The following is a 23,376-nucleotide window of genomic DNA, read 5'->3' as shown; positions in this document are numbered from 1 at the left end:
ATAAAACAGGTGGAAATCGCATGGACGTCCTCAATCCGAATGCAAAGAGCGGCTGGCGGCACGAACGCGGAGAGGGATCGCTCTCCGATGTCTACCGCACCGTCGGAACCGGGCGTCACAGCTCGAGGTGGCGCAGGGCAGCAGCCTTCGCCGGGCCGGGCTACATGGTCGCCGTCGGTTACATGGACCCGGGCAACTGGGCGACCTCGCTCGCCGGCGGCTCGAAATTCGGATACGCGCTGCTCACCGTCGCACTGCTTTCCAACCTGATGGCGATTGTGCTGCAAGCGCTCTGTGCGCGTCTCGCGATCGCTTCCGGGCGCGATCTTGCGCAGGCCTGCCGCGACGCTTTTCCGAGATATGTCTCGGTACCGCTCTGGGCCCTTGCGGAAATCGCCATCATCGCCACCGATATCGCCGAGGTGATCGGCACGGCGATCGGCCTCAATCTGTTGATGGGCATCCCGCTCGAACTCGGCGTGCTGATCACCGCGCTCGACGTCTTCGTGATCCTCTTCCTGCAAAAGCTCGGCTTCCGCTGGGTGGAGGCCTTCATCATCGCGATGCTCGGCGTCATCGCGGTCTGCTTCGGCGTGCAGATCCTGCTTGCCGACCCACAGTGGGGCGCCGTCCTCACCGGCTTCTTCCCGACCACCGACATCGTCACCAATCCGGAGATGCTCTATCTGGCGCTCGGCATTCTCGGCGCGACCGTCATGCCGCACAATCTCTACCTTCACTCCGGCATCGTGCAGACGCGGGCCTACGGCCATACTGTTCCCGAAAAGAAGGAGGCGCTGACCTTTGCGACGATCGACTCGACGGTGGCGCTGTGTTTCGCGCTCCTGATCAACGCCTCGATCCTCATCCTTGCGGCGGCCGCCTTCAATGCGCACGGCAAGACCGACGTCGTCGAACTCGGCGAGGCCCATTCACTGCTGTCGCCGCTGCTCGGCCTCGCTATCGCGCCGACGCTCTTCGGCATCGCGCTTCTCTGCTGCGGCCTCAACTCGACGGTGACGGCAACGCTTGCCGGCCAGATCGTCATGGAAGGCTTCCTGAAGATCCGGCTGAAGCCCTGGATACGCCGGCTGATCACCCGCGCCATCGCCATCGTGCCGGCGGCGATCGTCACCATCTGGTACGGCGACCAGGGCACGGCGCAGCTTTTGATCCTCACCCAGGTGGTGCTCAGCCTGCAGCTTTCCTTCGCCGTCTTCCCGCTTGTCATGTTCACCGCCAGCAAGGCGAAGATGGGCGAACTGGTGGCGCCCCGCTGGCTGAGCGGCATCGCCTATCTGATCGCGGTCGTCATCGCCGGGCTGAACGTCAAGCTGCTCTTCGACTTTGTCACCGGCTAAAGCGTGAACTTACCACTCTAAAGCCTGGCGTAGGCCGCCCGGCCATTGTTGAAATCATCGACGAGAGGGGAGAACTTGTGGCTCCCCTCTTCGTGCATGATCAGAGGGGCGCGCAGCGACAGCCGCGCCCGCGATCCCTTGATACCAGTCACCAGGATACGGACGGCGTTTTCGCCCGGACGCGGGTGGATAGCGGTGATCTCGATGCCGCCGAAGCGCCGGCCGCAGGCGGCAACGATCTCGGCGATCGACTGGGGCCTGGCGATCAGCGACATTTGCCCGCCTGGGATCATGATCGCGCCGGCGGTGCGTATCCAGCTTTCGAACAGGCCGTCGGTCATCGCATGGGCTTCGGCCTTCAGCGCATCCGGCGTGCGCCGGTCGCCGGCGTCGTTAAAGGGCGGGTTCATGATGACGTGGTGGAAGCTTTCATCGGTGAGCCCGGCATCGTTGCGCGCCTTGGCGGTCAGCGTCACATCGGCCTCGACGACGCTGACGCGGTTGGCGATATGGGCATTGTCGGGCAAGAGGATGCTGCGGCGGGCATAATCGGCCATCTCGGCCGAGCGCTCGAATAGCACCACTTGTGAATCTGCAAGCCGCGAGGCGACGGCAAGGCCGGCAGCACCGGCGCCGGCGCCGAGATCGGCAACCCTGACCGGGCGATCGTCGGCGACCAGAGCCGCAAGCAGCATCGCATCCATGCCGGAGCGATGGCCCCTGCCCTTCGGCTGCACCACATGAAAGGCGCCGCGATGAAAGGCATCGATGGTGTCAGCGGTTTCCCCGGTCATCGGAGCTCACTTCCGCTCGCGCAACTCGCCGCCGAGACCGGCATCGGTGAGGATGCGGCGCGCCTGATCGGCCATCTCCTCATCCACCAGCAGGCGACGCGACAGCATGCCGAGCGAGCCTTCCAGCACGCTCATGCCCTGGTCGGCGATGAAGCAGTGAATTCCGGCATCCTTCATCAAACTCTCGGCATAAGAGAGCAGAACGGGGTCGTTGGCGCGGATAAGCTCATGCATTTGCCGTCGTTTTCCTTCCAATTTCGCTCAGCGCGACAATTCACCCCTTGCCGCGTCCATCGCCCCTTTCTATTGTCTGGTGCAAAGAATGAACAGGAGTCCGGGTCGTTGGGCGTGGTCATACCGCTTGAAGAAAGCAAAAACAAACTGGCATCCATCAAGCCATTGGTCGATCTCACCAGGGCGGACATGGAGCGAGTGAACCAGCTCATTCTGTCCAAGGCCGGCTCCGACGTGCAGATGATCCCCGAAGTGGCGAACCATCTGATCTCGTCCGGCGGCAAGCGGCTGCGGCCGATGCTGACGCTGGCTTCCGCCTCGCTGTTCGACTACAGGGGCGAAAACCACGTCAAGCTCGCCACATCGGTCGAATTCATGCACACGGCGACACTGCTGCATGACGACGTCGTCGACGAAAGCGATCTGCGCCGCAGCAAGCCGACGGCGCGGATGATCTGGGGCAACCAGGCAAGCGTGCTGGTCGGCGACTTCCTGCTCGGCCAGGCCTTCCGCATGATGGTCGATGTCGGCTCGCTCGATGCGCTCGACGTGTTGTCTTCCGCCGCCTGCGTGATTGCCGAAGGCGAAGTGCTGCAGCTTTCGGTCGCCAAGAACATGGAGACGACCGAGGACGATTATCTCTCCGTCATTCGCGCCAAGACGGCGGCTCTCTTTGCTGCCGCCGCCGAAGTCGGGCCGATCGTCGCAGAGGCCGGCCGCTCCGGCCGCAATGCGCTGAAATCCTACGGCATGAATCTGGGGCTCGCCTTCCAGCTCGTCGACGATGCGCTCGACTACGGCGGCAAGGCTGCCGATCTCGGCAAGAATGTCGGCGACGATTTCCGCGAGGGCAAGATCACCCTCCCTGTTATTCTCGCCTATCGCCGCGGCACCGAGGACGAGCGCGCCTTCTGGCGCGATGCGATCGAAGCCGGCAACAGCACCGACGCCAACCTCGAAAAAGCGCTGGGGCTGATCACCAAATATGGCACGCTCAGCGACACGATCGGCCGCGCGATCCATTATGGCACGATCGCGCGGGACGCGCTTGCGCCGCTTCCCGATACGGTGTGGAAATCCGCCCTGATGGAAGTGATCGACTTCTGCATCGAGCGCGTCAATTGATCAAACGTCCTTGATCGCAGGCTGATTTTCTTGCGGCGCCGCTTCAAAAAAGCCATCCTGTTATGAATCAGTGATCGCAACTTGTTTTGCGGCCGGCACCATTGTCGGGACGCTGTCGAAGAAAGGTTTCCTAATGCGGCAGAGACTTGCCATCCGTCTTCTTACGAGCGCAGCGCTTGCAGCTGTCCTTTCGCTGGGCAGTGTCGGCGGCGTGAACGCCGAGGATGCGGCCAAGGCAGACGATGCCGGTACGGCCGCTCACTTTGATGCCGATAGCGTTACCAGCTTCTCCGGAGCCTTCCTTGCCGCGCGCACGGCCGATGTCGATCATGACTACGAAACGGCGATCGAGCTCTACAAGAAGGCGCTGCAGATCGAGCCCGGCAATCCCGAGATTCGCCAGCGGCTGATGATCTCGCTGCTGCTCAATGGCGACATCAAGGAGGGCGTCAAATACGCCAACGACCTGAAAGGCGATCCTTCCGTCGAGCGCATCACCACGATTGTGCGCGGCATGGATGCCGTGCGCCGCGACGACTACAAGACCGCCGAGTCCATCCTGAAATATAAGGGGCCGAACGATCTCGACCGGATGATGAACGACCTGCTGCTCGCCTGGGCTCGTGTCGGCGCCGGCCGCGGCAAGGAGGCGCTTGCTATGGTCGAGAAGATGAAGGGGCCGGACTGGTTCCGCATCTTCCAGAATTACAATGCCGGCGCGATCGCCATCGCCATCGGCGACGTGAAATCCGCCCGCCAGCATCTGAACGATGCCGTGCTCGACAAGGAAGGCGGAGCGACGGCGCCCGATACCTTCATGCGCGCGGTGATGGCGCTTGCCCGCCTCGAAGCAACACAAGGCAACAAGCAGAAGGCGCTCGACGCCGTTTCCGTCGGCGACAACCTGCTGCCGAACTATGCGCCGCTGAATGCGCTGCGCGACAGCGTCGAAAAGAACGAGAAGCAGGAACAGCAGGTCAAGACGGCCGAAGAAGGGGCTGCCGGCGTGCTCTTCTCCGTCGGCGGCGCGCTGAACCGCGACGGCGCCGAGGATATCGTCTCGCTTTACCTGCAGACGGCCAATGCGCTCGATCCGAACAGCGCCGATACGCTGGTGCTGCTCGGCGGCATTGCCGAGAAGCAGAACCAGATGGACCGCGCCATCGCGCTCTACAAGAAGGTGCCCGAGAATTCACCGATGCGGCGCATCTCCGAGCTGCAGCTCGGCCTTGCCCTTGCCCAGGGCGGCAAGGTGGATGAGGCGCGCAAGCACCTGCAGGCGCTGATCGCCTCCGACCCGAAGGACATCCGCAGTTACCTCGCCTATGGCAGCGTGCTCTCCGACGCCAAGGACTACCAGGCGATGGCCACCAATTACGACAAGGCCGTCGATGCGATCGGCCCCATTCCCGGCCGCGCCAACTGGAGCGTCTTCTTCCAACGCGGCATCGCCTATGAGCGGCTGAAGAAGTGGGACCAGGCGGAACCGAACTTCCGCAAGGCGCTGGAGCTCAATCCCGACCAGCCGCAGGTGCTGAACTATCTCGGTTATTCCTGGATCGACATGAACCGGAACCTCGACGAAGGTCTCGGCATGATCAAGAAGGCCGTCGATCTTCGCCCTGACGATGGTTACATCATCGATTCGCTCGGCTGGGCCTATTTCCGCCTCAACCGCTTCGACGATGCCGTCGACGAGCTGGAACGGGCCGCACAGATCAAGGCCGGCGACGCGACGATCAACGACCATCTCGGCGATGCCTACTGGCGCGTCGGGCGCAAGCTCGAGGCCGTCTACCAGTGGAACCGGGCGCTCAGCTCGGAGCCTGAAGCCGCCGAAATTCCGAAGATCAAGGACAAGGTCGCCAACGGCCTGCCTCCCGCCAGCGACGATGCCAAGGCGGCCGACAAGAAGCAGCCGGATCCGGCACCCGTCATCCCGCCGCCGGTCGACAAGAAATCCTGACGGGCGGGACGTTTGCCTGAAGAGGGCCCTGAAGAGGGCTTGGCCGCTTCGAGATCAAAGAAGTAGAGCATGATGTCGTCCGAAAACCGCTCAGACTTTTCGGCATCATGCTCCAGCATCTCCGAGGAAGCTCGTGCGAAAATCAACCTGGCCCTGCATGTGACGGGCCAGCGGCCGGATGGCTATCATCTGCTCGATATGCTGGTGACCTTCACAGATCATGGCGACCGGCTGGACTTCATGCGGTCGCCGACCGACGAATTTACCCTGTCTGGCCGTTTCGGCGAAACACTTGCCGGCGACGGCGGCACCAACCTGGTGCTGAAGGCGCGCGATCTCCTGCGCGAGGCGATCGGTCCCCTCGCCTTTCCCGTCCGTATCCAGCTCGAAAAGAATCTGCCGGTTGCCTCCGGCATCGGCGGCGGCTCGGCCGATGCGGCCGCGACGCTGCGTGGGCTGATGCGGCTCTGGGGCACGAGCTTGCCCGAGGAGGCGCTCGCAGCTCTCGCCCTGAAGCTCGGCGCCGACGTGCCGATGTGCCTTGCGAGCCGGCCGCTGATTGCCCGCGGCATCGGCGAAAAGATCGAACCCGTGCCGGAGCTGCCCGTCCTTGCCATGGTGCTCGCCAATCCGCTGAAGGGCGTCTCCACGCCCGAGGTTTTCCGCCAACTGGCGACAAAGAACAATCCGGCCCTGAGCCTGCCACCGAGCCGGCCTCTAGCTGCCGACTGGCTCGCGGCGATTGCCGCTGCCCGCAACGACCTGGAGCCGCCGGCGCGCGAACTCGTGCCGGAGATTGCGGCGATCTCGGCGATGCTGCAGGCTAACGGCGCGCTTTTGACCCGCATGTCCGGTTCCGGCGCCACCTGTTTCGGCATCTTTGCGACCATGGCTGCTGCCGAAGATGCGGCGGCAGCTCTTCACGACGAGCGGCCCGACTGGTATTTCCAGGCGACGGAAACGGTTTCGGGAGGCGCATGATGGCAGGTCTGGACGAAAAGCGGCCCTTCATCGCGGTCGGCATTGCGGTTCTGACGATCTCGGATACCCGCACGCCGGAGACAGACAAGTCAGGCGACACGCTGGCGGCGCGGATTACAGAGGCGGGCCATAGGTTGGTCGACCGGGGGATCGTGCCTGATGATCGCGCGGAGATTGCCGCGCGGGTGAAGGCCTGGACTGACAGAGAAGACATAGACGTTGTCATCACCACCGGCGGCACCGGCTTTACCGGCCGCGACGTGACGCCAGAGGCGCTGGAGCCTTTGTTCGAAAAGCGGATGGACGGCTTTTCCGCCATCTTCCACCGGATCTCCTACGAGAAGATCGGCACGGCGACGATCCAGTCGCGCGCCACGGCAGGTGTTGCCAACTCCACCTTCATCTTCGTGCTGCCGGGCTCGCCCGGTGCCTGCCGGGATGCCTGGGACGGCATTCTGAAAGGACAGCTCGACTACCGCAGCGCGCCGTGCAATTTCGTCGAGATCATGCCGCGTCTGGACGAACACCTGAAACGCGGCGCGACGAAGTAGGGCATGGTTGCCCCTGGCGAACCAGGGGCATTCACTATGTGGCCAGGCCCGGCAAGACGGGCATGGTGTCCCAGCTATCACCCGACAGCAGAACGCAGCTTATGCCGTGAACATCCGTGACGATGAGGGTCCAGGTGCCGCTTTCGGCGGCATAGACCTCAAGAATGGCGTTCTCGTTGATCAGTCCGACTGCCGTGAGCTTTTCGGCGAAGTTTTTGTCCAGGAAATTGACGATTTCGGGTCGGCCTGCGCAACTGCGCATCATCTGCGATGCTGCCGAATGCGGATGCGCGATCACCAATGTCGGCAATATGACGGCTATGAGGCCGTAGATCATATTGCGTACCATGACGCACCTCCTTTCGCCGGAAACCCGGCAGAAGAGGAGATTTTCGCTGACCTGTTCTGCCGTTCACCGGCATTCCATGGCCATTCCGTTGCGAAGCGCGGCGCTTCGACGGCGCCATGTTCGAATTATAGCGCGAAATCCTATTGGGCGCCATCTTTTGCTCATGGAGAGGATTGCGGCACCTATCGTGCAGCGCGGGCGACCCAGGAGGGAATCAGTTCGCTCGCGAGCTTGCGCGGCTTCTGGCCCTTGACGAATTCGGTAAGCCGCATCCCGCTTTTGGCGATGGCGAGCGCCTGCTTCTTCGGCAGGAGAAAGCCGAGTTCCAGCGGCGGCACGGCACGGCCGACACGCTGGAAGAACGGGCGCCTGTAACCACGCGAGGCGGTGAAGCGCGCCGGCAGCTTGTTCAGCGCGACATATTCGGCGATCTCATCGATCCAGCCGGCCTGGGGTCTCGCGCCCGGCTCGACGAAGAGCAGCCATTCGCCGCGGGCGGAGCGGACGATGTCCTTGATATCCCACTGCGAATGGAAGCGGCAGCCGGCGGCGTCGGCCACCCGCGAGGTGCCGTCGCGCGAGCCGTGATCGAGCACGACCACATCGCTCACCAGCCCCTCCACCGCGCCTGCCACCAATACCGATAAGGTCTGCGCCAGCTCAGATTCCTGATCCTGACATTCGAGAACAACCGTCAACATTGACCATTTATAATGCGCCGCACAAATTTTTGCCAGCACCGTTTTCCTCATTTTGTTCTTGCATTGTTCTCGTTTTGCAGATAGGAATTTAATCAGCAGAACGGGCGGAGGCGATGGCTTTCCGCCACGGGAGAATCCGATGAGAGAGCAGTCCCTGGCAGGGCAGGCCGCATTCGCGCCTGCCAATACGGCAGATATTGCCGATGCGATGATCGTTTCCTCCGGGCTGAGAGTCGAGGTCGATCGGCGGCGTGGACGTGGGGCCGGGCTGAACCCGACAGGTCGGTTCGAGGCGCTGCAGCGGGAGACCGTCGACGATGGCTGGCAGACGTGGGAAGAGCTACCGCCCTTCAAGACCGAAGTGCAGGTCGAGAAGCCGCGCACGGCAATCACCCGCAACGAATCGCCGGACATTCCGTTCGACCGCTCGATCAATCCCTATCGCGGCTGCGAGCACGGCTGCATCTATTGTTTCGCCCGGCCGACACACGCCTATATGGGGCTTTCTGCAGGGCTCGATTTCGAGACGAAGCTTTTTGCCAAGCCCGATGCAGCAAAACTCCTGGAGCGGGAACTCGCCAAGCCCGGCTACAAGGTGCGGGTGATTGCGATCGGCACCAATACCGATCCCTATCAGCCGATCGAAAAGGAATGGCGCATCATGCGCGGCATTCTCGAGGTGTTGAACAAGGCGAACCATCCGGTATCCATCGTCACCAAGTCGGCGATGATCCTGCGTGATCTCGACATTCTGCAGGAGATGGCAGCTAAGAACCTGGTGCGCGTCGGCATCTCGGTGACCACGCTGGATCGCAAGCTTGCCCGGACGATGGAGCCGCGTGCCGCCACGCCGCCGCGGCGGCTGGAGACGATCCGCACCCTTGCCGAAGCAGGCGTGCAGACGGCTGTCATGGCCGCCCCGCTCATCCCGGCGCTGAACGACCACGAACTTGAGCGCATCCTCGAATCGGCAAAGGCTGCCGGCGCCGCAGAGGCGAGCTATGTCATCCTCAGGCTGCCGCTCGAGGTCAGCCCGCTGTTTCGCGACTGGTTGCTGCAGCATTACCCCGATCGTTACCGGCATGTGATGTCGCTGGTGCGCTCGATGCGCGGCGGCAAGGATTATGATGCCGAATTCGGCAAGCGCATGAAGGGCGCCGGCCCCTATGCCTGGCAGATCGCCCGGCGTTTTGAAATGGCAGCCCGACGTTTCGGCCTGACACGCCGCAGCGTGCCGCTGCGCGACGATCTGTTCGTGCCGCCCGATGGCAGCGGCGTGCAGTTGTCGCTGCTCTAACCTTTTGTTTTTACGCAATTCCGGACGGAAGACCGCGCCACACTTTTCCTGGAATTGCCTCTAACCTTTTACGCAATTCCGGACGGAAAACCGCGCGGCACTTTTCCTGGAATTGCTTCGAGCTTGCGCATCGGCTCTCGAGAAAACCGCCTGTTTTCGAGCCCGAGCGCAATTCCCGCGGATGGCCCTGACCGCCACCATCCGCCGGAGCGTCCCCGGCCGCCGCCCTGATCCGGGGACTTGCGGGCAATCGGGTTGGCGTGCGAGGTTCAGCCGCATGAAACCTCGCACGTCACCCGATTCTCCCCTGCTTTTCGACACGGTTCCGCTCGTGCCGGATTTCCGGCTGGAACTCAAAGCCCGCAAGGCCGGCCACTGGCCGGTTGCCGGTGCCGACGAGGCAGGACGCGGGCCGCTGGCGGGACCGGTCGTTGCTGCTGCGGTCATCCTTGATCCGCGGCGCATCCCTGAGGGTCTGAACGATTCCAAGCAGCTTTCGGCGCAACGGCGCGAGGAACTGTTCGTGCAGATTCTGGCGACGGCGACCGTCTCGATCGCCTCCTCCAGCTCGACGCGCATCGACGAGACGGATATCCGCAAGGCAAGCCTCGACGCCATGCGCCGAGCCATCTGCAGCCTCGCCATTCCAGCAAGCTACGTGCTGACCGACGGGCTCGATGTGCCGCCCGGCCTTGATTGCCCCGGGCAGGCCGTGGTCAAGGGTGATGCCCGCTCGGTCTCGATCGCCGCCGCCTCGATCGTCGCCAAGGTGACGCGCGACCGGATGATGGCACGAGCGCATAATGTATTTCCGGATTACGGTTTTGCCGCGCATGTTGGCTATGGCACGGCGCAGCACCGCGCCGGCATCGAGAGGCACGGCCCCTGTTCCCTGCACCGGATGAGCTTCAGGCCGTTGCGAAAGGTCGAGGACGGTCCTGAGACGGACGAGCTGCTTTCCCAATAGGCCATTCAAAAAAAGCCAAGCAGAAGAAAAAACCGCTCAAACGGAAAGGCCGGGACATGCCCGGCCTTTCCTCTCAATCTTTTTCGAAGCGCTCAGTTGAGCCGCGTCTTGACCTGGCCGACGGCATTGCCGAAGAGCTCGGACTGAACCTTGGCATCGGCCTGCTTGGCAAGCACGGTTTCTGCGGCGGCGATCGCCAGATCGACAGCAGCGGAACGTACCGCCTTCATCGCTTCGGCCTCGGCCTGCTTGATCTTCTGCTCGGAGAGCGCCGTGCGATTGGTGACGAATTCTTCCGTCTTCTTCTTCGCTTCAGCAGTCAGCATTTGGGCTTCACGCTCCGCGGCGGCAACGATATGGGCCGCCTCGGCTTCCGCTTCCTTGCGCTTGCGCTGGTATTCGGCGAGCAGGTGCTGGGCCTCTTCGCGCAGACGCTTGGCTTCGGCCAATTCGTTGCGGATCTGGTCGGCGCGGTCGTCGAGCGACCGTGCCATCATGCCCGGAACCTTCAGGTAAACGACCAGCGCCAGGAAGAGGACGAGGCCGACAAAGGCGAAGAAAGTCGCGTCAAAGGCAATTTCCATCGATCAAGCCTCCTTCTTGGCAGCCGCGACGGCGGCAGCGACATCGGCCTTGGCAACGGTGCCGCCGATCAACTGATCGACAACGGCAGCCGCCGTTTCCTCGGCAATGGTGCCGACGTCGGCGAAGGCCTTGGCCTTGATCTCGCCGATGCGGAGTTCGGCAGCCTTGATCTTTTCCGACAGGCTCGCCTCGACAGCGCGACGATCCTCTTCGGCCTTGGCCTTGGCGGCGTCGCGGGCGGCGGCGCCGATCGCGTTGGATTTGGCGCGGGCAGCGGCCAGTTCACCTTCATAGGTCCGGACGGCGGCGTCGGCTTCCGCCTTCAGGCGGGCTGCCTCTTCCAGATCCTGGGAAATACGCGTGTGACGCTGATCAAGGATGGCCCCGATGCGCGGCGCGATGACCTTTTGCATGAGCAAATAGAAGACGCCGAACGTAATCACCAGCCAGAGCAGCTGGGACGCGAAGGTCGTCGAATCGAAAGGCGGGAAAGGGCCGCGGGCGTGTTCGCCTTCGGCAACACCAGTCTCGGTATGGACCTCGCCTGCGGCCGGAGCGGCGTGCGCATCCGTACCCGTCGCTGCCGCCGGTGCTTCCTCAGCGTAAGCCGGGGTCACAAAAAACATGCTCACCTCCAGGTGGACTGCAAATGCAAAGGATCACGGCTTGCGGTCGCAGGCCGTGATCCATCTATTCGCCGATATCAGACGGCGAAGAGGAGGAGGAGAGCGACGAGCAGCGAGAAGATGCCCAGAGCTTCCGTAACGGCGAAGCCGAATACCAGACGGCCGAACTGGCTGTCAGCGGCAGACGGATTGCGCAGAGCGCCGGAGAGGTAGCTGCCGAAAATATTGCCGAGGCCGAGAGCCGTACCGGCCATACCAAAGCAAGCCAGGCCTGCACCGATGTACTTTGCTGCTTCCGCTTCCATGTTGAACTCCTTTGAAATGGTTGTTGCGGCGAATGACTGACGCCCTTTGACGTCGATGTCGTTATCCTTAGTGCCCGCCCGGATGGATTGCGTCGTTGAGGTACATGCAAGTCAGCACCGCAAAGACGTAAGCCTGAAGGAAGGCGACGAGGAACTCGAGACCGGTCAGGGCGACGGTCATGATGAGGGGAAGAACGGCGCCGCCGACACCGACAGCACCAAGGGCTCCGAGCGAGGCGACGAAGCCTGCGAACACTTTCAGTGTGATGTGACCGGCGAGCATGTTCGCAAAAAGACGAACAGAGAGTGAAATCGGACGGGACAGGAAGGAGATGATTTCGATCGTGACGACCAGCGGCAGCAGAACGCCCGGCACGCCCGAGGGCACGAAGACATTCAGGAAGTGGAAGCCGTGCTTATAGAAACCGTAGACGAGAACCGTACCGATAACCAAGAGCGCCAGCGCGAACGTGACGATGATCTGGCTGGTGACCGTGAAGAAATACGGGAACATACCGAGCAGGTTCGCCGTCAGAACGAAGGTGAAGAGCGAAAAGACCAGCGGGAAGAACTTCATTCCCTGCTTGCCCGCGCCTTCCTTCAGCATGTTGGCGATAAACTCATAGGACATTTCCGCGACCGACTGCGAACGGCCCGGCACGATGGCGCGGTTCGAGGTCGCGAAATAGAGGAAGCCTACGGCAACGGCAGCCGAAGCGGCCATGAAGAGCGATGCATTGGTGAACGAAAAATCAATTCCGCCGATTTCGATCGGCACAATCTTCTGGATCAGGAACTGATGAGTCGGATCGTTAGACACCGCTTGTTCTCTCTCTTTGGCCCGCAGGACGCGGGGTCATTGCACTGGACCGGAACCGGTCCTTATTTCTTGTCGTCCTTGTCGTCCAGGGGATGGGCCACCACCCCCGCAGAACGCAGCACGTTCAGAACGCCGGCACAAAATCCGAGAAGCAGAAGAACAATCAAACCCCAAGGCGCCGTGCCAACAAAACGGTCGAGGAGATAGCCAAGGAGAGCACCGACGACGATTGCGGAAATGAACTCGCTGGAAAGCTTCATCGCCTGGGCATAACCTTTGCGGCTTACCTCGGCGCGGGCTTCCCTAGCCTCATCTTCTCCCGTCTCGACGCCCTTGGTCGCGAGTTTCGCTCCCAATTGCGCACGGCGCTTTTCAAGACTTTCCTCGCGGTCGTCCGCCATGGATCTCTCCTCGTCTGCCCGTCGCCCGCACTCCCGCTACCCCGGTCATTCGGACCCCGGACACGAAGGTTGAGACCCTTCCGGCCCGTTCTGAAGTCGCGCGCAACATAGTTTTAGGGATTAGCATAGTCAAGGCGTAGACAGCTTCTGTCCAGCGAGAAAATAATTCTATCAAATCAAAGAGATAAATCGACTCCGGATCGATCGCGCAAATTCGACGGAAAGAATCCGCTTTTCCGGGCCGGAAATCTGCTTGCCCAAGCGATTTATCTCAACTCCAGCCGCCGCCATAGGTGCGATAGAAGACGTGAAGACCGATGCGACCGACCTTTTCCATGGTCTTTGCCCATTTCGGTCTGACATAGACGGCATGATAGTGCGTCGCCGAGCCCACCTGCGGCAGCCAGATCTTGCCTGATGTCACCGCCATCGCCACATCGCGGGCGACTCGCCAGTGATATTCCGAGTTCACCCTGTCCTTGATGCTGTCGCAGGCGAAGGAAAACTGGCAGCGATTGCGCCAGTCCTCGTTCTGGTAGACGACGCCGCAGATGGTCTTCGGATAAGAAGGGTTGCGGACGCGGTTGAGGATGACCTGGGCGACGGCCGCCTGGCCCTTCACCGATTCTCCCCGTGCCTCGAAATAGATGCCGGAGGCGAGGCACTGCTGTTCGCGGGCAGAAAAGACGCTCGGTGCCAGCACGCTTGCGGCCCAGGCATGATCGCGCGGGCCGATCTCCGGAACGAAGCGGCCGCTGTCCGGCTCGGCCAGGATGGAATCGAAGGGCGATTGGCGGGCATAGTCAGGTGTTGCCGGCGCATAGGCCGTGGCCAGCACATCGGCCTTGTTGCTGGTGACGAGGCTTGCGAGCATTGCCGGCACGCCATTATCGGTCACAACAGGCTGCGTCTTATAGAAAGATGTGGCGATCTGGATTTCCTTGCCCTGGATCTTCGGCTTGACGAAGGCCGACCTGTCCTTGAGATCGAAGCTCGGGGTGAAGAGCATCTTGGTGCGCTCGAGGATCGAGCCGGCGGAAAAGTCCTTCGGCGGCTGCATCTTCTCGACAGCGACGACGCGGCCCTTCTTGGTGCTGCGATTGACCCGATCCTCGTCCGGCGTGTCCTCGTGGCCCTTGTCCTTGGTGGTAAAAGCGACCTTGCGGCCATCGGGCAGCACCATGCCGGCACCGGCGGAGATCGAACCCGTCACCATCGGCTCGGCGAAGGCGAGTTCGGCCTGGTGGATGGAGCCGGCCGGCGAATTGGTCAGCACCATGCGCCAGTTCTCCCCCTCATGATCGAGGCCGGCGAGCATGGCGGCCAGATCGGCATGAGATGCGACGCTCGGGAAAATCAGCCAGCCGGCAAGACCGAAGATTACGGGCGACACCCAATTCTCGGGAATGAGACGCAGCTTGCTACGGGAAGGGCTCTTTCGACGCAACACGGACTCCGGGCATGGAACGCGGGAACATTCCATTGAAAATCTCGCATTAACCTTGACGTCCGGTTAACAGGCCGTGCCGGAATGTGCCTAGGGGCAGATCAGCACAACCCGAAGGGATGCGTGCTGTCGAAATACCCGCGGCTTCTCCCCGTCGACACGGGGAGAAAGGCCGGCGGCGAAGCGCAATCAAATAATAACGTGCGAGCCCAGTTCCACCACGCGGTTGGCCGGCAGACGGAAGTAGTCCGAGGGATTGGCAGCGGCGTTGGCGAGGGCGATGTAGAGCCGGTCCTGCCAATAGGGCATGCCCGACTTGGCGTCCGGCACCAGCTTGCGGCGGCCGAGATAGAAGGAGGTCGACATGATGTCGAACTTCAGTCCTGTTTTGCGCAGCGTCGCCAAGGCCTGCGAGACGTTCTGCGATTCCATGAAGCCGAACAGCAGCTCGACGCGGGAGAAACGCTCGGAAATCTGCTCGACCTTGTAGCGGTCGTGGCTTGGGACGCGCGGCTTGTTGATCGTGCGGATCGTTAGGATGACGTTGCGGTCGTGGAGCACATGGTTGTGCTTGAGATTGTGCAACAAGGCGGCGGGGGCGGATTCCGGATCGCTGGTCAGGAAGATCGCCGTACCCGGGACCTGGGCCGGCGAATGTTCGCTCTTGCGCTCGATCGAGCTGACGAAGGAGGCGAGCGGAATATCGGTATGGCGGGTCTTCTCCATCAGGATCGCCGTGCCGCGACGCCAGGTCCACATGACGACCGTAAAGGCGGTGGCGATCATGATCGGGATATAGCCGCCGTCGTGGATCTTCAAAAGGTTGGCGCCGAGGAAGATCATTTCGAGCACGACCAGCGGCGCAAGCGCGATCACCGCGACGGGAAGCGACCAGTTCCAGCGGGCGCGGACGAATTCGAAGGCCATGATCGAGGTGACGACCATGGCGCCGGTGACGGAGATGCCATAGGCGGTCGCCAGCGCGTCCGAAGTCTTGAAACTCAGCACCAGGAAGATGACGCCGATGAACAGCACGGCATTGACCGACGGCACGAAGATCTGCCCGGTATTGGTTTCCGAAGTGAAGAGGATTTCCATCCGCGGCAGGAAGCCGAGGTTGATGCCCTGACGCACCATCGAGAAGGCGCCGGTGATGACCGCCTGGCTGGCGATGATCGTCGCAGCGGTCGCCAGGATAACGACCGGCAGCAGCGCCCATTTCGGATACATCAGATAGAAGGGATCGGACATCGTCATCGGATTGCCGAGAACGAGCGCCCCCTGCCCGAGATAGTTCAGCGTCAGCGCCGGGAAAACCAGCAGGAACCAGGCCCACTGGATCGGGCGGCGGCCGAAATGGCCGAGATCGGCATAGAGCGCCTCGGCACCCGTCACCGTCAGGAAGACGGCGCCGAGCACGACGACGCCGTAGAAGCCCTCATGCAGCAGGAAGCTGACGGCATAATAGGGATTGAAGGCGGCCAGGATGCCGTAATCGTCCGAGATATGGGAAATGCCGGCGGCAGCCATGACGAGGAACCAGACGGCGGTGATCGGGCCGAAGAACTTCGCGACGGCGCCGGTGCCGCGCGATTGCACGACGAAGAGCAGCGCCAGGATCACCACCGAGATCGGCACGATATATTCCGCGAGGCTGGGTGTGACGAGCTTCAGACCCTCGACGGCCGACAGCACTGAAAGCGCCGGCGTGATCATCGCATCGCCGAGGAAGAGGGCAGCACCCATCAGGCCGAGCAGCATCAGGATGGCGGTATGGCCGTTGGCGGTCTTCATCAGCAGGGCAAGCAGCGACAGCGTGCCGCCCTCGCCGTCGTTGTCGGCGCGCAGCAGGAAGAGCACATATTTGATGGTGACGATGATCGTCAGTGCCCAGATCATCAGCGAGATCAGGCTGATGACTTCAAAACGGGTGACGCCGTCATGGGCCACCGGCTTCAACGCCTCGCGAAAGGCATAGAGCGGGCTGGTACCGATATCGCCGTAGACGACACCGACGGAACCCAGCCCGAGATAGAACAGCTTTCGCGGCGTCATATGGCGTTCGTTCGGATGGCTCTCTTCGGACATGAAGTTGCAACAGGCTCCTTAGAGCCAGCCTTTCCAGCGGAAAAAGAAGAAGGGGATGACGGCGGATATCACCATCAGGGCCAGCGAGTAGGGATAACCCGCGACCCAGGTCAGCTCCGGCATGATCTGAAAGTTCATACCATAGATGGAGGCGACCAATGTCGGCGGCAAGAACACCACCGAGGCAATCGAGAAAATCTTGATGATCGAGTTCTGCTCGATGTTGATCAGCCCGAGCGAAGCATCGAGCAGGAAGGTGATGTTGGCGGCGACGAAGGAAGCATGCTCCGACAGCGACTGGATATCGCGCGAGACGGTGCGGCAGAGCTCCTTCGCCTCGCGGTCCTGCTGGATCGCCGGGATCGTGTGAAAGAACGTCAGCAGGCGCGCAAGCGAACCGAGACTGTCGCGCACCTTGCTGATCATCCGGTGATGGCCGGCAATATCGCGCAGCTTCTCCTCGAGGTAGTTCGAGGGCTTGCGCACCTTCCTTGCCCGGTCGCCGAAGACATGTGTCGACAAGATGTCGAGGCGCGAAACGGAGATTTCGAGGATCTCGGCGGTGCGGTCGACGATCGTCTCCAAGAGCTTGGCGAGAAGGGCGGCACCACTGCGCCAGTTTTCCGGCAGCCGGTGGAGCGCGGCAATGAACAGCGCAAAGGATTTGGGATGAGCGTAGCGAATGGTGACCAGGCGGTTTCCGGCCAGGATGAAGGCGACATCGGTCAGAGTCGGTACGTCGGTGTCAGCCTTCCAGAGCAGCGAGGCGGTCATGAAGACGGCGTCGTTTTCGACATAGAGACGGGCGGAAGGCTCGATATCCTTGAGATCGTCGCGGGTCGGGACCTCGATGCCGAGAATTTTTTCGACATAGAGCTCCTCGTCGCGGGTCGGCTCGATCATGTCGATCCAGACGACATCCTCGGGAAAGGAGGCGGCATGCGACAGATCGCGGATCTCGACCGACTTGCAATTCGAACAGTAAGCGGTAATCACCGGTAGTCTCTCCGGCTGCATCCAACCTCAAAGGCCGGCATGCGCATTGTGCTCAACCGCATCGCAGTTCCCAATCCTTCGATCGACAAGACAACTCCGAACTTGCAGGCGGGCCGCCTCTTCGAAACGAAGACGACCGTCATTGAGCATCTGCAGCAAAACGCCATCATGGCGCCGCGGCATATGAAGCAAAGCCGTGAAATAATCAAGACATCTTCCGTGAAGCGCGGCTTTTCACCACGTTTCCCCCACAATTTGGGGTATCCGCCGCGGTGATTCGGCTCGCTCAAGCACCGTCGTTATCCCGGAACCGCTGCACACTTCCGGGCGACATGCATTATTCCTTATGCATGTCGTTATCCCGGAACCGCTGCACACTTCCGGGCGACATGCATTATTCGAAGACGATCATCGGCGCCGGGCGCTGGGACTGGCCGGCGATCTGATCCCAGACCTTGGCGGCGATGCCGCGATAGATGCCGGCGACGACGCCGTTCGGCTCGGAGGCGACCAGCGGCGTGCCGGCGTCGGAGGTTTCGCGAATGTTCATCGTCAGCGGCACTTCGCCGAGGAAGGGCACGCCGATGCGCTCGGCCTCCCTGCGGGCGCCGCCATGGCCGAAGATGTCGTAGCGGGTGCCGGTATCAGGAGCGATGAAATAGCTCATATTCTCTACGATGCCGAGCACCGGCACCTCGACCTTGCGGAACATGTTGAGGCCCTTGCGGGCATCGATCAGAGCGAGATCCTGCGGCGTCGAGACGATGACGGCGCCGGCAAGCGGAACCTGCTGGGCCATGGTCAATTGCGCGTCGCCGGTGCCGGGCGGCATGTCGACGACGAGGACATCAAGTTCGCCCCAGGCGACTTCGCGCAGCATCTGCAACAGCGCCGACTGGACCATCGGCCCGCGCCAGATCATCGCCGTCTCCTCATCGACAAGGAAGCCCATCGACATGACCTTGAGGCCATAATTCTCCATGGGATTGATGATGCGGCCGTCGATCTGCGTCGGGCGGCCGGATATCTTCAGCAGTCGCGGCATCGAGGGACCATAGATATCGGCATCGAGAATGCCGACGCGAAGACCGTTGGCGAGCAGCCCGAGCGCGAGATTGACGGCGGTGGTCGATTTGCCAACCCCACCCTTGCCCGAGGCGACGGCGATGATGGCGCCGATGCCAGGCACACCGATCTTGCCGGCGCGCGGCGGCTGTCGAGGGGCGTGGGCATGGCTCCCATGATCGTGGCCGGGATGACCGTGCGGCGGGTTCGGCGCAGGGCGGGCAGCCGGAGCGGCGGCGGCCGCCTTCTTGTCCGCGGTCAGTGTGACGAGGGCGCCCTTGACGCCCGGCATTTCCTTGATGACGCGCTCGGCAGCGAGCCGCATCGGCTCAAGCTCCTTGGCGCGGTCGGCCGGAACTGTGATCGAGAAATAAACCTTTCCGTCGGAGATGAAGACGTCGGAGACCATGCCGAGCGCGACGATATCGTGCTCGAGATCCGGTCCACGCACGGTCTTCAGCGTTTCGAGAACCTGTTCCTTGGTGACGTCGGTCATTCCACCCTCACTGCTTTTTCTTGCAGACTACAGCGCCGCGCGTCTTTCAAGACGCGCAAAGGACGCTGTAGCACTTTGAATTGCTGCATGATTTCAGCCTTGATCGAAATCGATCAAGGCTGAAATCATGCAGTAGAGATAGTGGAGACGGAAGCCTTCGCCAAACAAAATCATCGGGAAGAAAATCGATTTGACGGCGTGCCAAAAGAGCGCCGGGGAATTGGCAATCCGTTGCGGCCATCAAGTCCGCCGGGCTTTCGCCCTGATGGCCGCAACGGTCTCCCCGAGAACCGGCGCAATCCGGGGCGAACTAGAGCAAGCCGAGCAAAAGGCCAGTGAAAAGTGAACCGGGAAGAGGAAATCGCAAACAGCTGCGAAAGAAGCGGTGCCAAAACGCAACAACCGCCGCCGACACCGAAGGGCCGGGAGAAAGCGGCATCGGCGTCGGGCAGCGGTGTGTCGGCCGCGCCATTTCCTGGCGCTGGTCTCAAAGTCCCCTCTGGACCTCTCGCAAAACGAGATGCAGAAAGCGTGCCAGATGGAAAATCAGCGCAAAAGCGCTTGGGACAGCTCGCCACCGGGAAGGACTTGCCTATGCGCTGGGCGGCTTCGAAAGCATTCGGTTGTTTTTTGCAACTTATTTGATCAAGCCAATGCGCAGCGCCTTGGCGACGGCCTGGGTGCGGTTCACCGTGTCGAGCTTCTTGGTGGCGCGGTTGAGGTAGTGATTGACCGTGTGCTCGGACAGGGTGAGGATTTCGGCGATTTCGGCACTGGTCTTGCCGGCCGCCGTCCAGTTGAGGCAATCGATCTCGCGGTCGGTCAGCGTGTCGGTGATGCGCGTATCGAGGTTGCGGATCTCGGCAAGCCTGTCGAACACATGGATGGCGATATAGCAGAGTTCGCGCATCTCGGCCGGGCTGAAGGGTTCGCGGTCGCCGGCGAAAGAGACGGCGCCGCGCAGTCCGGAGGGCTCGTGCGTCGGAAAATAGGCGCCGCGCATCATCTTGAAGCGCTCGAACAGGGAGGCGACGAGGATGGACTTGCCGTCGTCCCGCGACCAGTTCTGTCTTGACATGTCGTAGAAGAAGGGCCGCGCAGATGTTCTGAGGCGTCTGAGGACCGGGCTGTTCACCATCAGGCCTTCCTGGTCGTAGAGAGCCAGAAGCTCGGCCGGCCAGCTGGTGATGACAGTGCTGCCCTGAAGATCGAAGGAGGTGATCGGCGGCAGGTTGAGGACCATGAAGGCACGGCTGCGATAGGCTTCCGTCACCCGTTTCATGAAACGGAAAATATCGAACTGGGTCTTCAGGCCCGCTATTTCCTTGATATAATCGTCTTCTTCCGTGGATGTTTGCGACAAGGGTGCCATCACATTTCTTCATCTTCGGCACAGCGGCCGGCAAACCGTTTGCGAAACCTGCCCGCTATGGGTGTTTCGATTGCATCGGGGAACGACGATCGCTGGTTGGAATCGGCTTCAGCGTTGAGCGTTCGGCCGGTGACTGGTTGTAGATTTCGCGGACCGTTCTAGTTGTGGTGATTCGTCGGCAAATCTCAATATCGCGCTCATCATAAGCATGCTCTGCGATTGCGTCCAGCAGCGGGCTGATTGCAATTTTCTCTCAACGGCGCGGACCGAGACGGACGCGCATGCCTTCCATGATCCTCGCAGCCGCCAGTTGAACCGGAACGGCCCATTGGTGCAGAAGTTCCATCGACAACCGATAGGCCGGGCCGGTAATCGAAATACCCCCCATAAAGGTCCGATCCTCCGACCAGACCGGTGCGGCGACGCAGCGGATGCCGGCCTCATGCTCCTCGCGGTCGAAAGCATAGCCCTGATCGGCAATCTCGCGGATTTCGGCAAGCAGCGTTTCGGCCGAGACATGGGTCGAGGCGGTAAAGCTGGTGAAGCTCAGGCCGGCGACGAGATCGACGAGGCTTTCGGCCGGAAGCAGCGAAAGGGCGGCCTTGCCGACGCCGGTGCAGTAGCAAGGCGAGGCATTGCCGATCTGAGAATACATGCGCACCGGCTGTCGGCCTTCGACCTTGTCGAGATAGATGATCGACTGGCCTCTCAGAACGCCGAGATGCACCGTCTCGCCGGTTGCCCGCTGCAGATCGGCAAGGTGCGGCTCGGCGATCATGCGGAATTCGTTGCGCGCCCAGCTGCGCGCGGCGAAATCGAGCAGGCGCAGGCCGGGCGCATAACGGCCGTCGCCATCGAGCTCGAGCAGCCCTTCCTCGACCAGATGGCTGAGCTGGCGATGCAGCGTGCCGCGCGGCTGGCCGGCGAGAGCCAGAACATCAGTAAAACGCAGCGGCGCATCCGCGTGGGTGACGAGATCGAGCAGAACCATCAGTTTGCCGAGCGTGCCGGTCTCACGTGCCTGTGCTGCGCCGCCGCCGTTTGAATCCATTGCCTCATCCACCCTTGACAGAAAGGCCACTGTAATTCGATAATTCCATATAGTCAAATTAAGTTCCAAATAATGGAACAACGATACGGTCGGGAGGCGACGGTGACCATGATGCCAGCAGCACAATTTCCCGAGTTCAAAGACCGAGCCGTGCTGGTGACCGGCGGCGGATCGGGCATCGGTGCTGCGATCGTCGAAGGTTTCGCGCGCCAAGGCGCCAAGGTCTCGTTCATCGATATCGCCGAGGCTGCCGGCCGCGAACTCGCCGAAAGGCTGTCGCGAGAGACCACGCATCCGGTCTCCTTTCACCATGCCGATCTGCGCGACATCGAGGCGATCCGGCGCACGGTCGATAGCGTCATTGCCAGCTCAGGGCCGATCCGCGTGCTGGTCAACAATGCCGCCTGGGACGACCGCCATGAATTCGACGCGGTGACCGAGGCCTATTGGGACAACAACCAGGCGGTCAACCTCAAGCATGTGTTCTTCACCTCGCAGGCAGTCGTGCCGTCGATGCGGGTGGCCGGCGGCGGGGCGATCATCAATATGTCGTCGATTGCCTTCAAGCTGAACATGGGCGGCTTTCCCGCCTATGCGGCAGCCAAGGCGGCGGTCGTCGGGCTGACGAAGAGCCTGGCGGGCAGGCTCGGGCCGGAGAACATCCGGGTCAACTGTATTCTGCCCGGCATGGTCGTCACCGAGCGGCAGATGCAGCACTGGCTCACCGAGGAGAGCATTGCTCGCTCGGTCGAGGACCAGTGCCTGAAGGTCGCGCTCAAACCCGATGCGATCGTCGGTCCCTGCCTGTTTCTTGCATCCGACTGTGCGGCTGGAATGACCGCCCAGTCCCTGATTGTCGATGGAGGCGTTCTGTAATGGCAAATCCCGCTTATGTCGCGGTGGACTGGGGCACCAGCAGCTTCCGCTTGTGGCTGATGGGTAGGGACGGCACCGTCCTTGCCGAACGCCGCAGCGGCGAAGGCATGACGAGCGCGGCAAAGACCGGCTTTTCCACGGTGCTTACCGGCCATCTCTCAGCCATCGAGGCGCCGGAAAACCTGCCGGTGATCATCTGCGGCATGGCCGGCGCACGGCAGGGCTGGGTCGAGGCCGGTTATATCGACGTGCCGGCGCCGCTTGCCTCGATCCTGACCGGGGCGGTCTCCGTACCAGGCGAAAGCCGCGACATCCGCATCCTGCCGGGCCTTGCCCAGCGGGACATGGCGACGCCCGACGTCATGCGCGGCGAAGAAACCCAGCTTCTCGGCGCGCTCGGCCGCGCAAGCTCCGGAGCGCAGGCGGTCTGCATGCCCGGCACGCATTCGAAATGGGTGCATGTGACGGACAGCAAGGTGACCGGCTTTTCGACCTTCATGACCGGCGAGCTGTTCGACGTCATCAGCAAACACACGATCCTTTCGCATGCCGTTGCCGGTGCGGCAGAGCAGCCGGCGGATGCGGCAGCCTTCGAGGCCGCCGTCTCGGCCGCTTTCGCGCGCCCGGCCCTTGCCTCCAACCTGCTGTTTACCGCCCGCTCCGGCCAGCTCCTGCACGGGATTTCTGCCGCAGCGGCGCAAGCCCGGCTATCCGGCACGCTGATCGGCCTCGAAATCGCCGGCGCGCTGCAAGATGCGGCAAACGGCACCGACATCACCCTCGTCGCCTCAGGGCGCCTGCAGGCGCTCTACGAGCAGGCCTTCAAAACCCTCTCCCTTGCCTTCACCGCCATCGACGCCGACGCCGCCGTGCGCCGCGGGCTTTCGGCTGCCGCCGAAGCCATCTGGCCGAATTGAGAAAG

Annotated in this window: 25 protein-coding genes; 10 read left to right on the top strand and 15 right to left on the bottom strand. The window is 62.0% G+C overall.

Going from position 1 to position 23,376, the window contains the following annotated elements; translation table 11 throughout:
• Nucleotides 1-20: 20 nt before the first annotated feature.
• Complete coding sequence (locus tag AB8B31_RS03020; protein ID WP_018245019.1) at nucleotides 21-1,361, top strand: Nramp family divalent metal transporter; 1,341 nt, start codon at nucleotides 21-23, stop codon at nucleotides 1,359-1,361.
• Between the two features lie 17 nt (nucleotides 1,362-1,378).
• On the opposite strand, the gene AB8B31_RS03015 is transcribed toward AB8B31_RS03020, so the two are convergent.
• A complete protein-coding gene (locus tag AB8B31_RS03015; protein WP_018245018.1) occupies nucleotides 1,379-2,155 on the bottom strand; it encodes a tRNA1(Val) (adenine(37)-N6)-methyltransferase in 777 nt (258 codons plus the stop codon).
• Nucleotides 2,156-2,161: 6 nt separating this feature from the next.
• The gene (locus AB8B31_RS03010; RefSeq protein ID WP_003545870.1) at nucleotides 2,162-2,389 is read right to left on the bottom strand and encodes a putative signal transducing protein; all 228 of its coding nucleotides are present in this window, start codon (nucleotides 2,387-2,389) and stop codon (nucleotides 2,162-2,164) included.
• Between the two features lie 108 nt (nucleotides 2,390-2,497).
• On the opposite strand from AB8B31_RS03010, the gene AB8B31_RS03005 reads away from it, so the two are divergent.
• From AB8B31_RS03005 to moaB, 4 genes are all read left to right on the top strand, one after another.
• Nucleotides 2,498-3,514 (top strand): polyprenyl synthetase family protein, encoded by a 1,017-nt coding sequence (locus AB8B31_RS03005; protein ID WP_018245017.1) that lies wholly within the window; start codon nucleotides 2,498-2,500, stop codon nucleotides 3,512-3,514.
• 133 nt (nucleotides 3,515-3,647) lie between these two features.
• Nucleotides 3,648-5,480, top strand: a complete 1,833-nt coding sequence (locus AB8B31_RS03000; RefSeq protein ID WP_018245016.1) for a tetratricopeptide repeat protein — start codon at nucleotides 3,648-3,650, stop codon at nucleotides 5,478-5,480.
• A gap of 69 nt (nucleotides 5,481-5,549) precedes the next feature.
• The gene (locus AB8B31_RS02995; protein ID WP_018245015.1) at nucleotides 5,550-6,461 is read left to right on the top strand and encodes a 4-(cytidine 5'-diphospho)-2-C-methyl-D-erythritol kinase; all 912 of its coding nucleotides are present in this window, start codon (nucleotides 5,550-5,552) and stop codon (nucleotides 6,459-6,461) included.
• Nucleotides 6,461-7,012, top strand: coding sequence for a molybdenum cofactor biosynthesis protein B (moaB, locus tag AB8B31_RS02990; RefSeq protein WP_018516570.1), 552 nt, complete (start codon nucleotides 6,461-6,463; stop codon nucleotides 7,010-7,012). The genes AB8B31_RS02995 and moaB overlap by 1 nt, the downstream gene beginning before the upstream one ends.
• A 34-nt stretch (nucleotides 7,013-7,046) precedes the next feature.
• Here moaB and AB8B31_RS02985 read toward each other — a convergent pair whose 3' ends face one another.
• Nucleotides 7,047-7,361, bottom strand: coding sequence for a hypothetical protein (locus AB8B31_RS02985; protein WP_018245013.1), 315 nt, complete (start codon nucleotides 7,359-7,361; stop codon nucleotides 7,047-7,049).
• Nucleotides 7,362-7,543: 182 nt separating this feature from the next.
• Nucleotides 7,544-8,062 (bottom strand): glycosyltransferase family 2 protein, encoded by a 519-nt coding sequence (locus AB8B31_RS02980; RefSeq protein WP_018245012.1) that lies wholly within the window; start codon nucleotides 8,060-8,062, stop codon nucleotides 7,544-7,546.
• 139 nt (nucleotides 8,063-8,201) lie between these two features.
• Here AB8B31_RS02980 and AB8B31_RS02975 point away from each other — a divergent pair, with 139 nt between their 5' ends.
• Both AB8B31_RS02975 and AB8B31_RS02970 read left to right on the top strand, forming a co-directional pair.
• A complete protein-coding gene (locus AB8B31_RS02975; protein ID WP_018245011.1) occupies nucleotides 8,202-9,359 on the top strand; it encodes a PA0069 family radical SAM protein in 1,158 nt (385 codons plus the stop codon).
• Between the two features lie 277 nt (nucleotides 9,360-9,636).
• Nucleotides 9,637-10,326 carry a ribonuclease HII gene (locus AB8B31_RS02970; protein WP_018245010.1) on the top strand — a complete coding sequence of 230 codons (690 nt, stop codon included), beginning with the start codon at nucleotides 9,637-9,639 and terminating at the stop codon, nucleotides 10,324-10,326.
• A 92-nt stretch (nucleotides 10,327-10,418) separates the two neighbouring features.
• On the opposite strand, the gene AB8B31_RS02965 is transcribed toward AB8B31_RS02970, so the two are convergent.
• From AB8B31_RS02965 to AB8B31_RS02930, 8 genes are all read right to left on the bottom strand, one after another.
• Nucleotides 10,419-10,910: a F0F1 ATP synthase subunit B gene (locus AB8B31_RS02965; RefSeq protein WP_439007347.1), complete on the bottom strand. Its 492-nt coding sequence runs from the start codon at nucleotides 10,908-10,910 to the stop codon at nucleotides 10,419-10,421.
• 3 nt (nucleotides 10,911-10,913) lie between these two features.
• Nucleotides 10,914-11,537: a F0F1 ATP synthase subunit B gene (locus AB8B31_RS02960; protein WP_018245008.1), complete on the bottom strand. Its 624-nt coding sequence runs from the start codon at nucleotides 11,535-11,537 to the stop codon at nucleotides 10,914-10,916.
• Between the two features lie 77 nt (nucleotides 11,538-11,614).
• On the bottom strand, nucleotides 11,615-11,842 hold the full coding sequence (locus AB8B31_RS02955) for a F0F1 ATP synthase subunit C (protein WP_003545854.1): 228 nt from the start codon (nucleotides 11,840-11,842) through the stop codon (nucleotides 11,615-11,617).
• A gap of 67 nt (nucleotides 11,843-11,909) precedes the next feature.
• Nucleotides 11,910-12,662, bottom strand: coding sequence for a F0F1 ATP synthase subunit A (locus AB8B31_RS02950; RefSeq protein WP_018245007.1), 753 nt, complete (start codon nucleotides 12,660-12,662; stop codon nucleotides 11,910-11,912).
• 62 nt (nucleotides 12,663-12,724) lie between these two features.
• On the bottom strand, nucleotides 12,725-13,063 hold the full coding sequence (locus tag AB8B31_RS02945; RefSeq protein WP_012756239.1) for an AtpZ/AtpI family protein: 339 nt from the start codon (nucleotides 13,061-13,063) through the stop codon (nucleotides 12,725-12,727).
• A gap of 271 nt (nucleotides 13,064-13,334) precedes the next feature.
• Nucleotides 13,335-14,546, bottom strand: coding sequence for a cell wall hydrolase (locus AB8B31_RS02940; protein ID WP_018245006.1), 1,212 nt, complete (start codon nucleotides 14,544-14,546; stop codon nucleotides 13,335-13,337).
• Between the two features lie 153 nt (nucleotides 14,547-14,699).
• Nucleotides 14,700-16,598: a potassium transporter Kup gene (locus AB8B31_RS02935; RefSeq protein WP_018449360.1), complete on the bottom strand. Its 1,899-nt coding sequence runs from the start codon at nucleotides 16,596-16,598 to the stop codon at nucleotides 14,700-14,702.
• Between the two features lie 18 nt (nucleotides 16,599-16,616).
• On the bottom strand, nucleotides 16,617-17,594 hold the full coding sequence (locus AB8B31_RS02930) for a magnesium transporter CorA family protein (protein WP_018449361.1): 978 nt from the start codon (nucleotides 17,592-17,594) through the stop codon (nucleotides 16,617-16,619).
• 39 nt (nucleotides 17,595-17,633) lie between these two features.
• On the opposite strand from AB8B31_RS02930, the gene AB8B31_RS02925 reads away from it, so the two are divergent.
• Nucleotides 17,634-17,870: a hypothetical protein gene (locus tag AB8B31_RS02925; RefSeq protein WP_018245003.1), complete on the top strand. Its 237-nt coding sequence runs from the start codon at nucleotides 17,634-17,636 to the stop codon at nucleotides 17,868-17,870.
• 118 nt (nucleotides 17,871-17,988) lie between these two features.
• On the opposite strand, the gene AB8B31_RS02920 is transcribed toward AB8B31_RS02925, so the two are convergent.
• From AB8B31_RS02920 to AB8B31_RS02910, 3 genes are all read right to left on the bottom strand, one after another.
• Complete coding sequence (locus tag AB8B31_RS02920) at nucleotides 17,989-19,155, bottom strand: Mrp/NBP35 family ATP-binding protein (protein WP_018245002.1); 1,167 nt, start codon at nucleotides 19,153-19,155, stop codon at nucleotides 17,989-17,991.
• Between the two features lie 637 nt (nucleotides 19,156-19,792).
• A complete protein-coding gene (locus AB8B31_RS02915) occupies nucleotides 19,793-20,527 on the bottom strand; it encodes a LuxR family transcriptional regulator (RefSeq protein WP_018449364.1) in 735 nt (244 codons plus the stop codon).
• 253 nt (nucleotides 20,528-20,780) lie between these two features.
• Nucleotides 20,781-21,578 (bottom strand): IclR family transcriptional regulator, encoded by a 798-nt coding sequence (locus tag AB8B31_RS02910; RefSeq protein ID WP_018245000.1) that lies wholly within the window; start codon nucleotides 21,576-21,578, stop codon nucleotides 20,781-20,783.
• A 108-nt stretch (nucleotides 21,579-21,686) separates the two neighbouring features.
• On the opposite strand from AB8B31_RS02910, the gene AB8B31_RS02905 reads away from it, so the two are divergent.
• Complete coding sequence (locus tag AB8B31_RS02905) at nucleotides 21,687-22,454, top strand: SDR family NAD(P)-dependent oxidoreductase (RefSeq protein ID WP_018244999.1); 768 nt, start codon at nucleotides 21,687-21,689, stop codon at nucleotides 22,452-22,454.
• Nucleotides 22,454-23,371 carry a 2-dehydro-3-deoxygalactonokinase gene (locus tag AB8B31_RS02900; RefSeq protein WP_018244998.1) on the top strand — a complete coding sequence of 306 codons (918 nt, stop codon included), beginning with the start codon at nucleotides 22,454-22,456 and terminating at the stop codon, nucleotides 23,369-23,371. Before AB8B31_RS02905 ends, AB8B31_RS02900 begins: the two co-directional genes overlap by 1 nt.
• The last annotated feature ends 5 nt before the right edge of the window (nucleotides 23,372-23,376 follow it).

The organism is Rhizobium sp. 62_C5_N11_2 (genome assembly GCF_051811185.1).
In the GTDB taxonomy this organism is placed as follows: domain Bacteria; phylum Pseudomonadota; class Alphaproteobacteria; order Rhizobiales; family Rhizobiaceae; genus Rhizobium; species Rhizobium leguminosarum.
This window is presented reverse-complemented; position numbering and strand designations above follow the sequence as displayed.

Bases quoted from the DNA above. Each gene is read 5' to 3' on its own strand.
- AB8B31_RS03020 (WP_018245019.1), top strand. From the start codon at position 21: ATGGACGTCCTCAATCCGAATGCAAAGAGCGGCTGGCGGCACGAACGC.
- AB8B31_RS03015 (WP_018245018.1), bottom strand. From the start codon at position 2,155: ATGACCGGGGAAACCGCTGACACCATCGATGCCTTTCATCGCGGCGCC.
- AB8B31_RS03010 (WP_003545870.1), bottom strand. From the start codon at position 2,389: ATGCATGAGCTTATCCGCGCCAACGACCCCGTTCTGCTCTCTTATGCC.
- AB8B31_RS03000 (WP_018245016.1), top strand. From the start codon at position 3,648: ATGCGGCAGAGACTTGCCATCCGTCTTCTTACGAGCGCAGCGCTTGCA.
- AB8B31_RS02995 (WP_018245015.1), top strand. From the start codon at position 5,550: ATGATGTCGTCCGAAAACCGCTCAGACTTTTCGGCATCATGCTCCAGC.
- moaB (WP_018516570.1), top strand. From the start codon at position 6,461: ATGGCAGGTCTGGACGAAAAGCGGCCCTTCATCGCGGTCGGCATTGCG.
- AB8B31_RS02985 (WP_018245013.1), bottom strand. From the start codon at position 7,361: ATGGTACGCAATATGATCTACGGCCTCATAGCCGTCATATTGCCGACA.
- AB8B31_RS02980 (WP_018245012.1), bottom strand. From the start codon at position 8,062: ATGTTGACGGTTGTTCTCGAATGTCAGGATCAGGAATCTGAGCTGGCG.
- AB8B31_RS02975 (WP_018245011.1), top strand. From the start codon at position 8,202: ATGAGAGAGCAGTCCCTGGCAGGGCAGGCCGCATTCGCGCCTGCCAAT.
- AB8B31_RS02970 (WP_018245010.1), top strand. From the start codon at position 9,637: ATGAAACCTCGCACGTCACCCGATTCTCCCCTGCTTTTCGACACGGTT.
- AB8B31_RS02965 (WP_439007347.1), bottom strand. From the start codon at position 10,910: ATGGAAATTGCCTTTGACGCGACTTTCTTCGCCTTTGTCGGCCTCGTC.
- AB8B31_RS02960 (WP_018245008.1), bottom strand. From the start codon at position 11,537: ATGTTTTTTGTGACCCCGGCTTACGCTGAGGAAGCACCGGCGGCAGCG.
- AB8B31_RS02955 (WP_003545854.1), bottom strand. From the start codon at position 11,842: ATGGAAGCGGAAGCAGCAAAGTACATCGGTGCAGGCCTGGCTTGCTTT.
- AB8B31_RS02945 (WP_012756239.1), bottom strand. From the start codon at position 13,063: ATGGCGGACGACCGCGAGGAAAGTCTTGAAAAGCGCCGTGCGCAATTG.
- AB8B31_RS02940 (WP_018245006.1), bottom strand. From the start codon at position 14,546: ATGGAATGTTCCCGCGTTCCATGCCCGGAGTCCGTGTTGCGTCGAAAG.
- AB8B31_RS02935 (WP_018449360.1), bottom strand. From the start codon at position 16,598: ATGTCCGAAGAGAGCCATCCGAACGAACGCCATATGACGCCGCGAAAG.
- AB8B31_RS02925 (WP_018245003.1), top strand. From the start codon at position 17,634: ATGCGCATTGTGCTCAACCGCATCGCAGTTCCCAATCCTTCGATCGAC.
- AB8B31_RS02920 (WP_018245002.1), bottom strand. From the start codon at position 19,155: ATGACCGACGTCACCAAGGAACAGGTTCTCGAAACGCTGAAGACCGTG.
- AB8B31_RS02915 (WP_018449364.1), bottom strand. From the start codon at position 20,527: ATGGCACCCTTGTCGCAAACATCCACGGAAGAAGACGATTATATCAAG.
- AB8B31_RS02910 (WP_018245000.1), bottom strand. From the start codon at position 21,578: ATGGATTCAAACGGCGGCGGCGCAGCACAGGCACGTGAGACCGGCACG.
- AB8B31_RS02905 (WP_018244999.1), top strand. From the start codon at position 21,687: ATGATGCCAGCAGCACAATTTCCCGAGTTCAAAGACCGAGCCGTGCTG.
- AB8B31_RS02900 (WP_018244998.1), top strand. From the start codon at position 22,454: ATGGCAAATCCCGCTTATGTCGCGGTGGACTGGGGCACCAGCAGCTTC.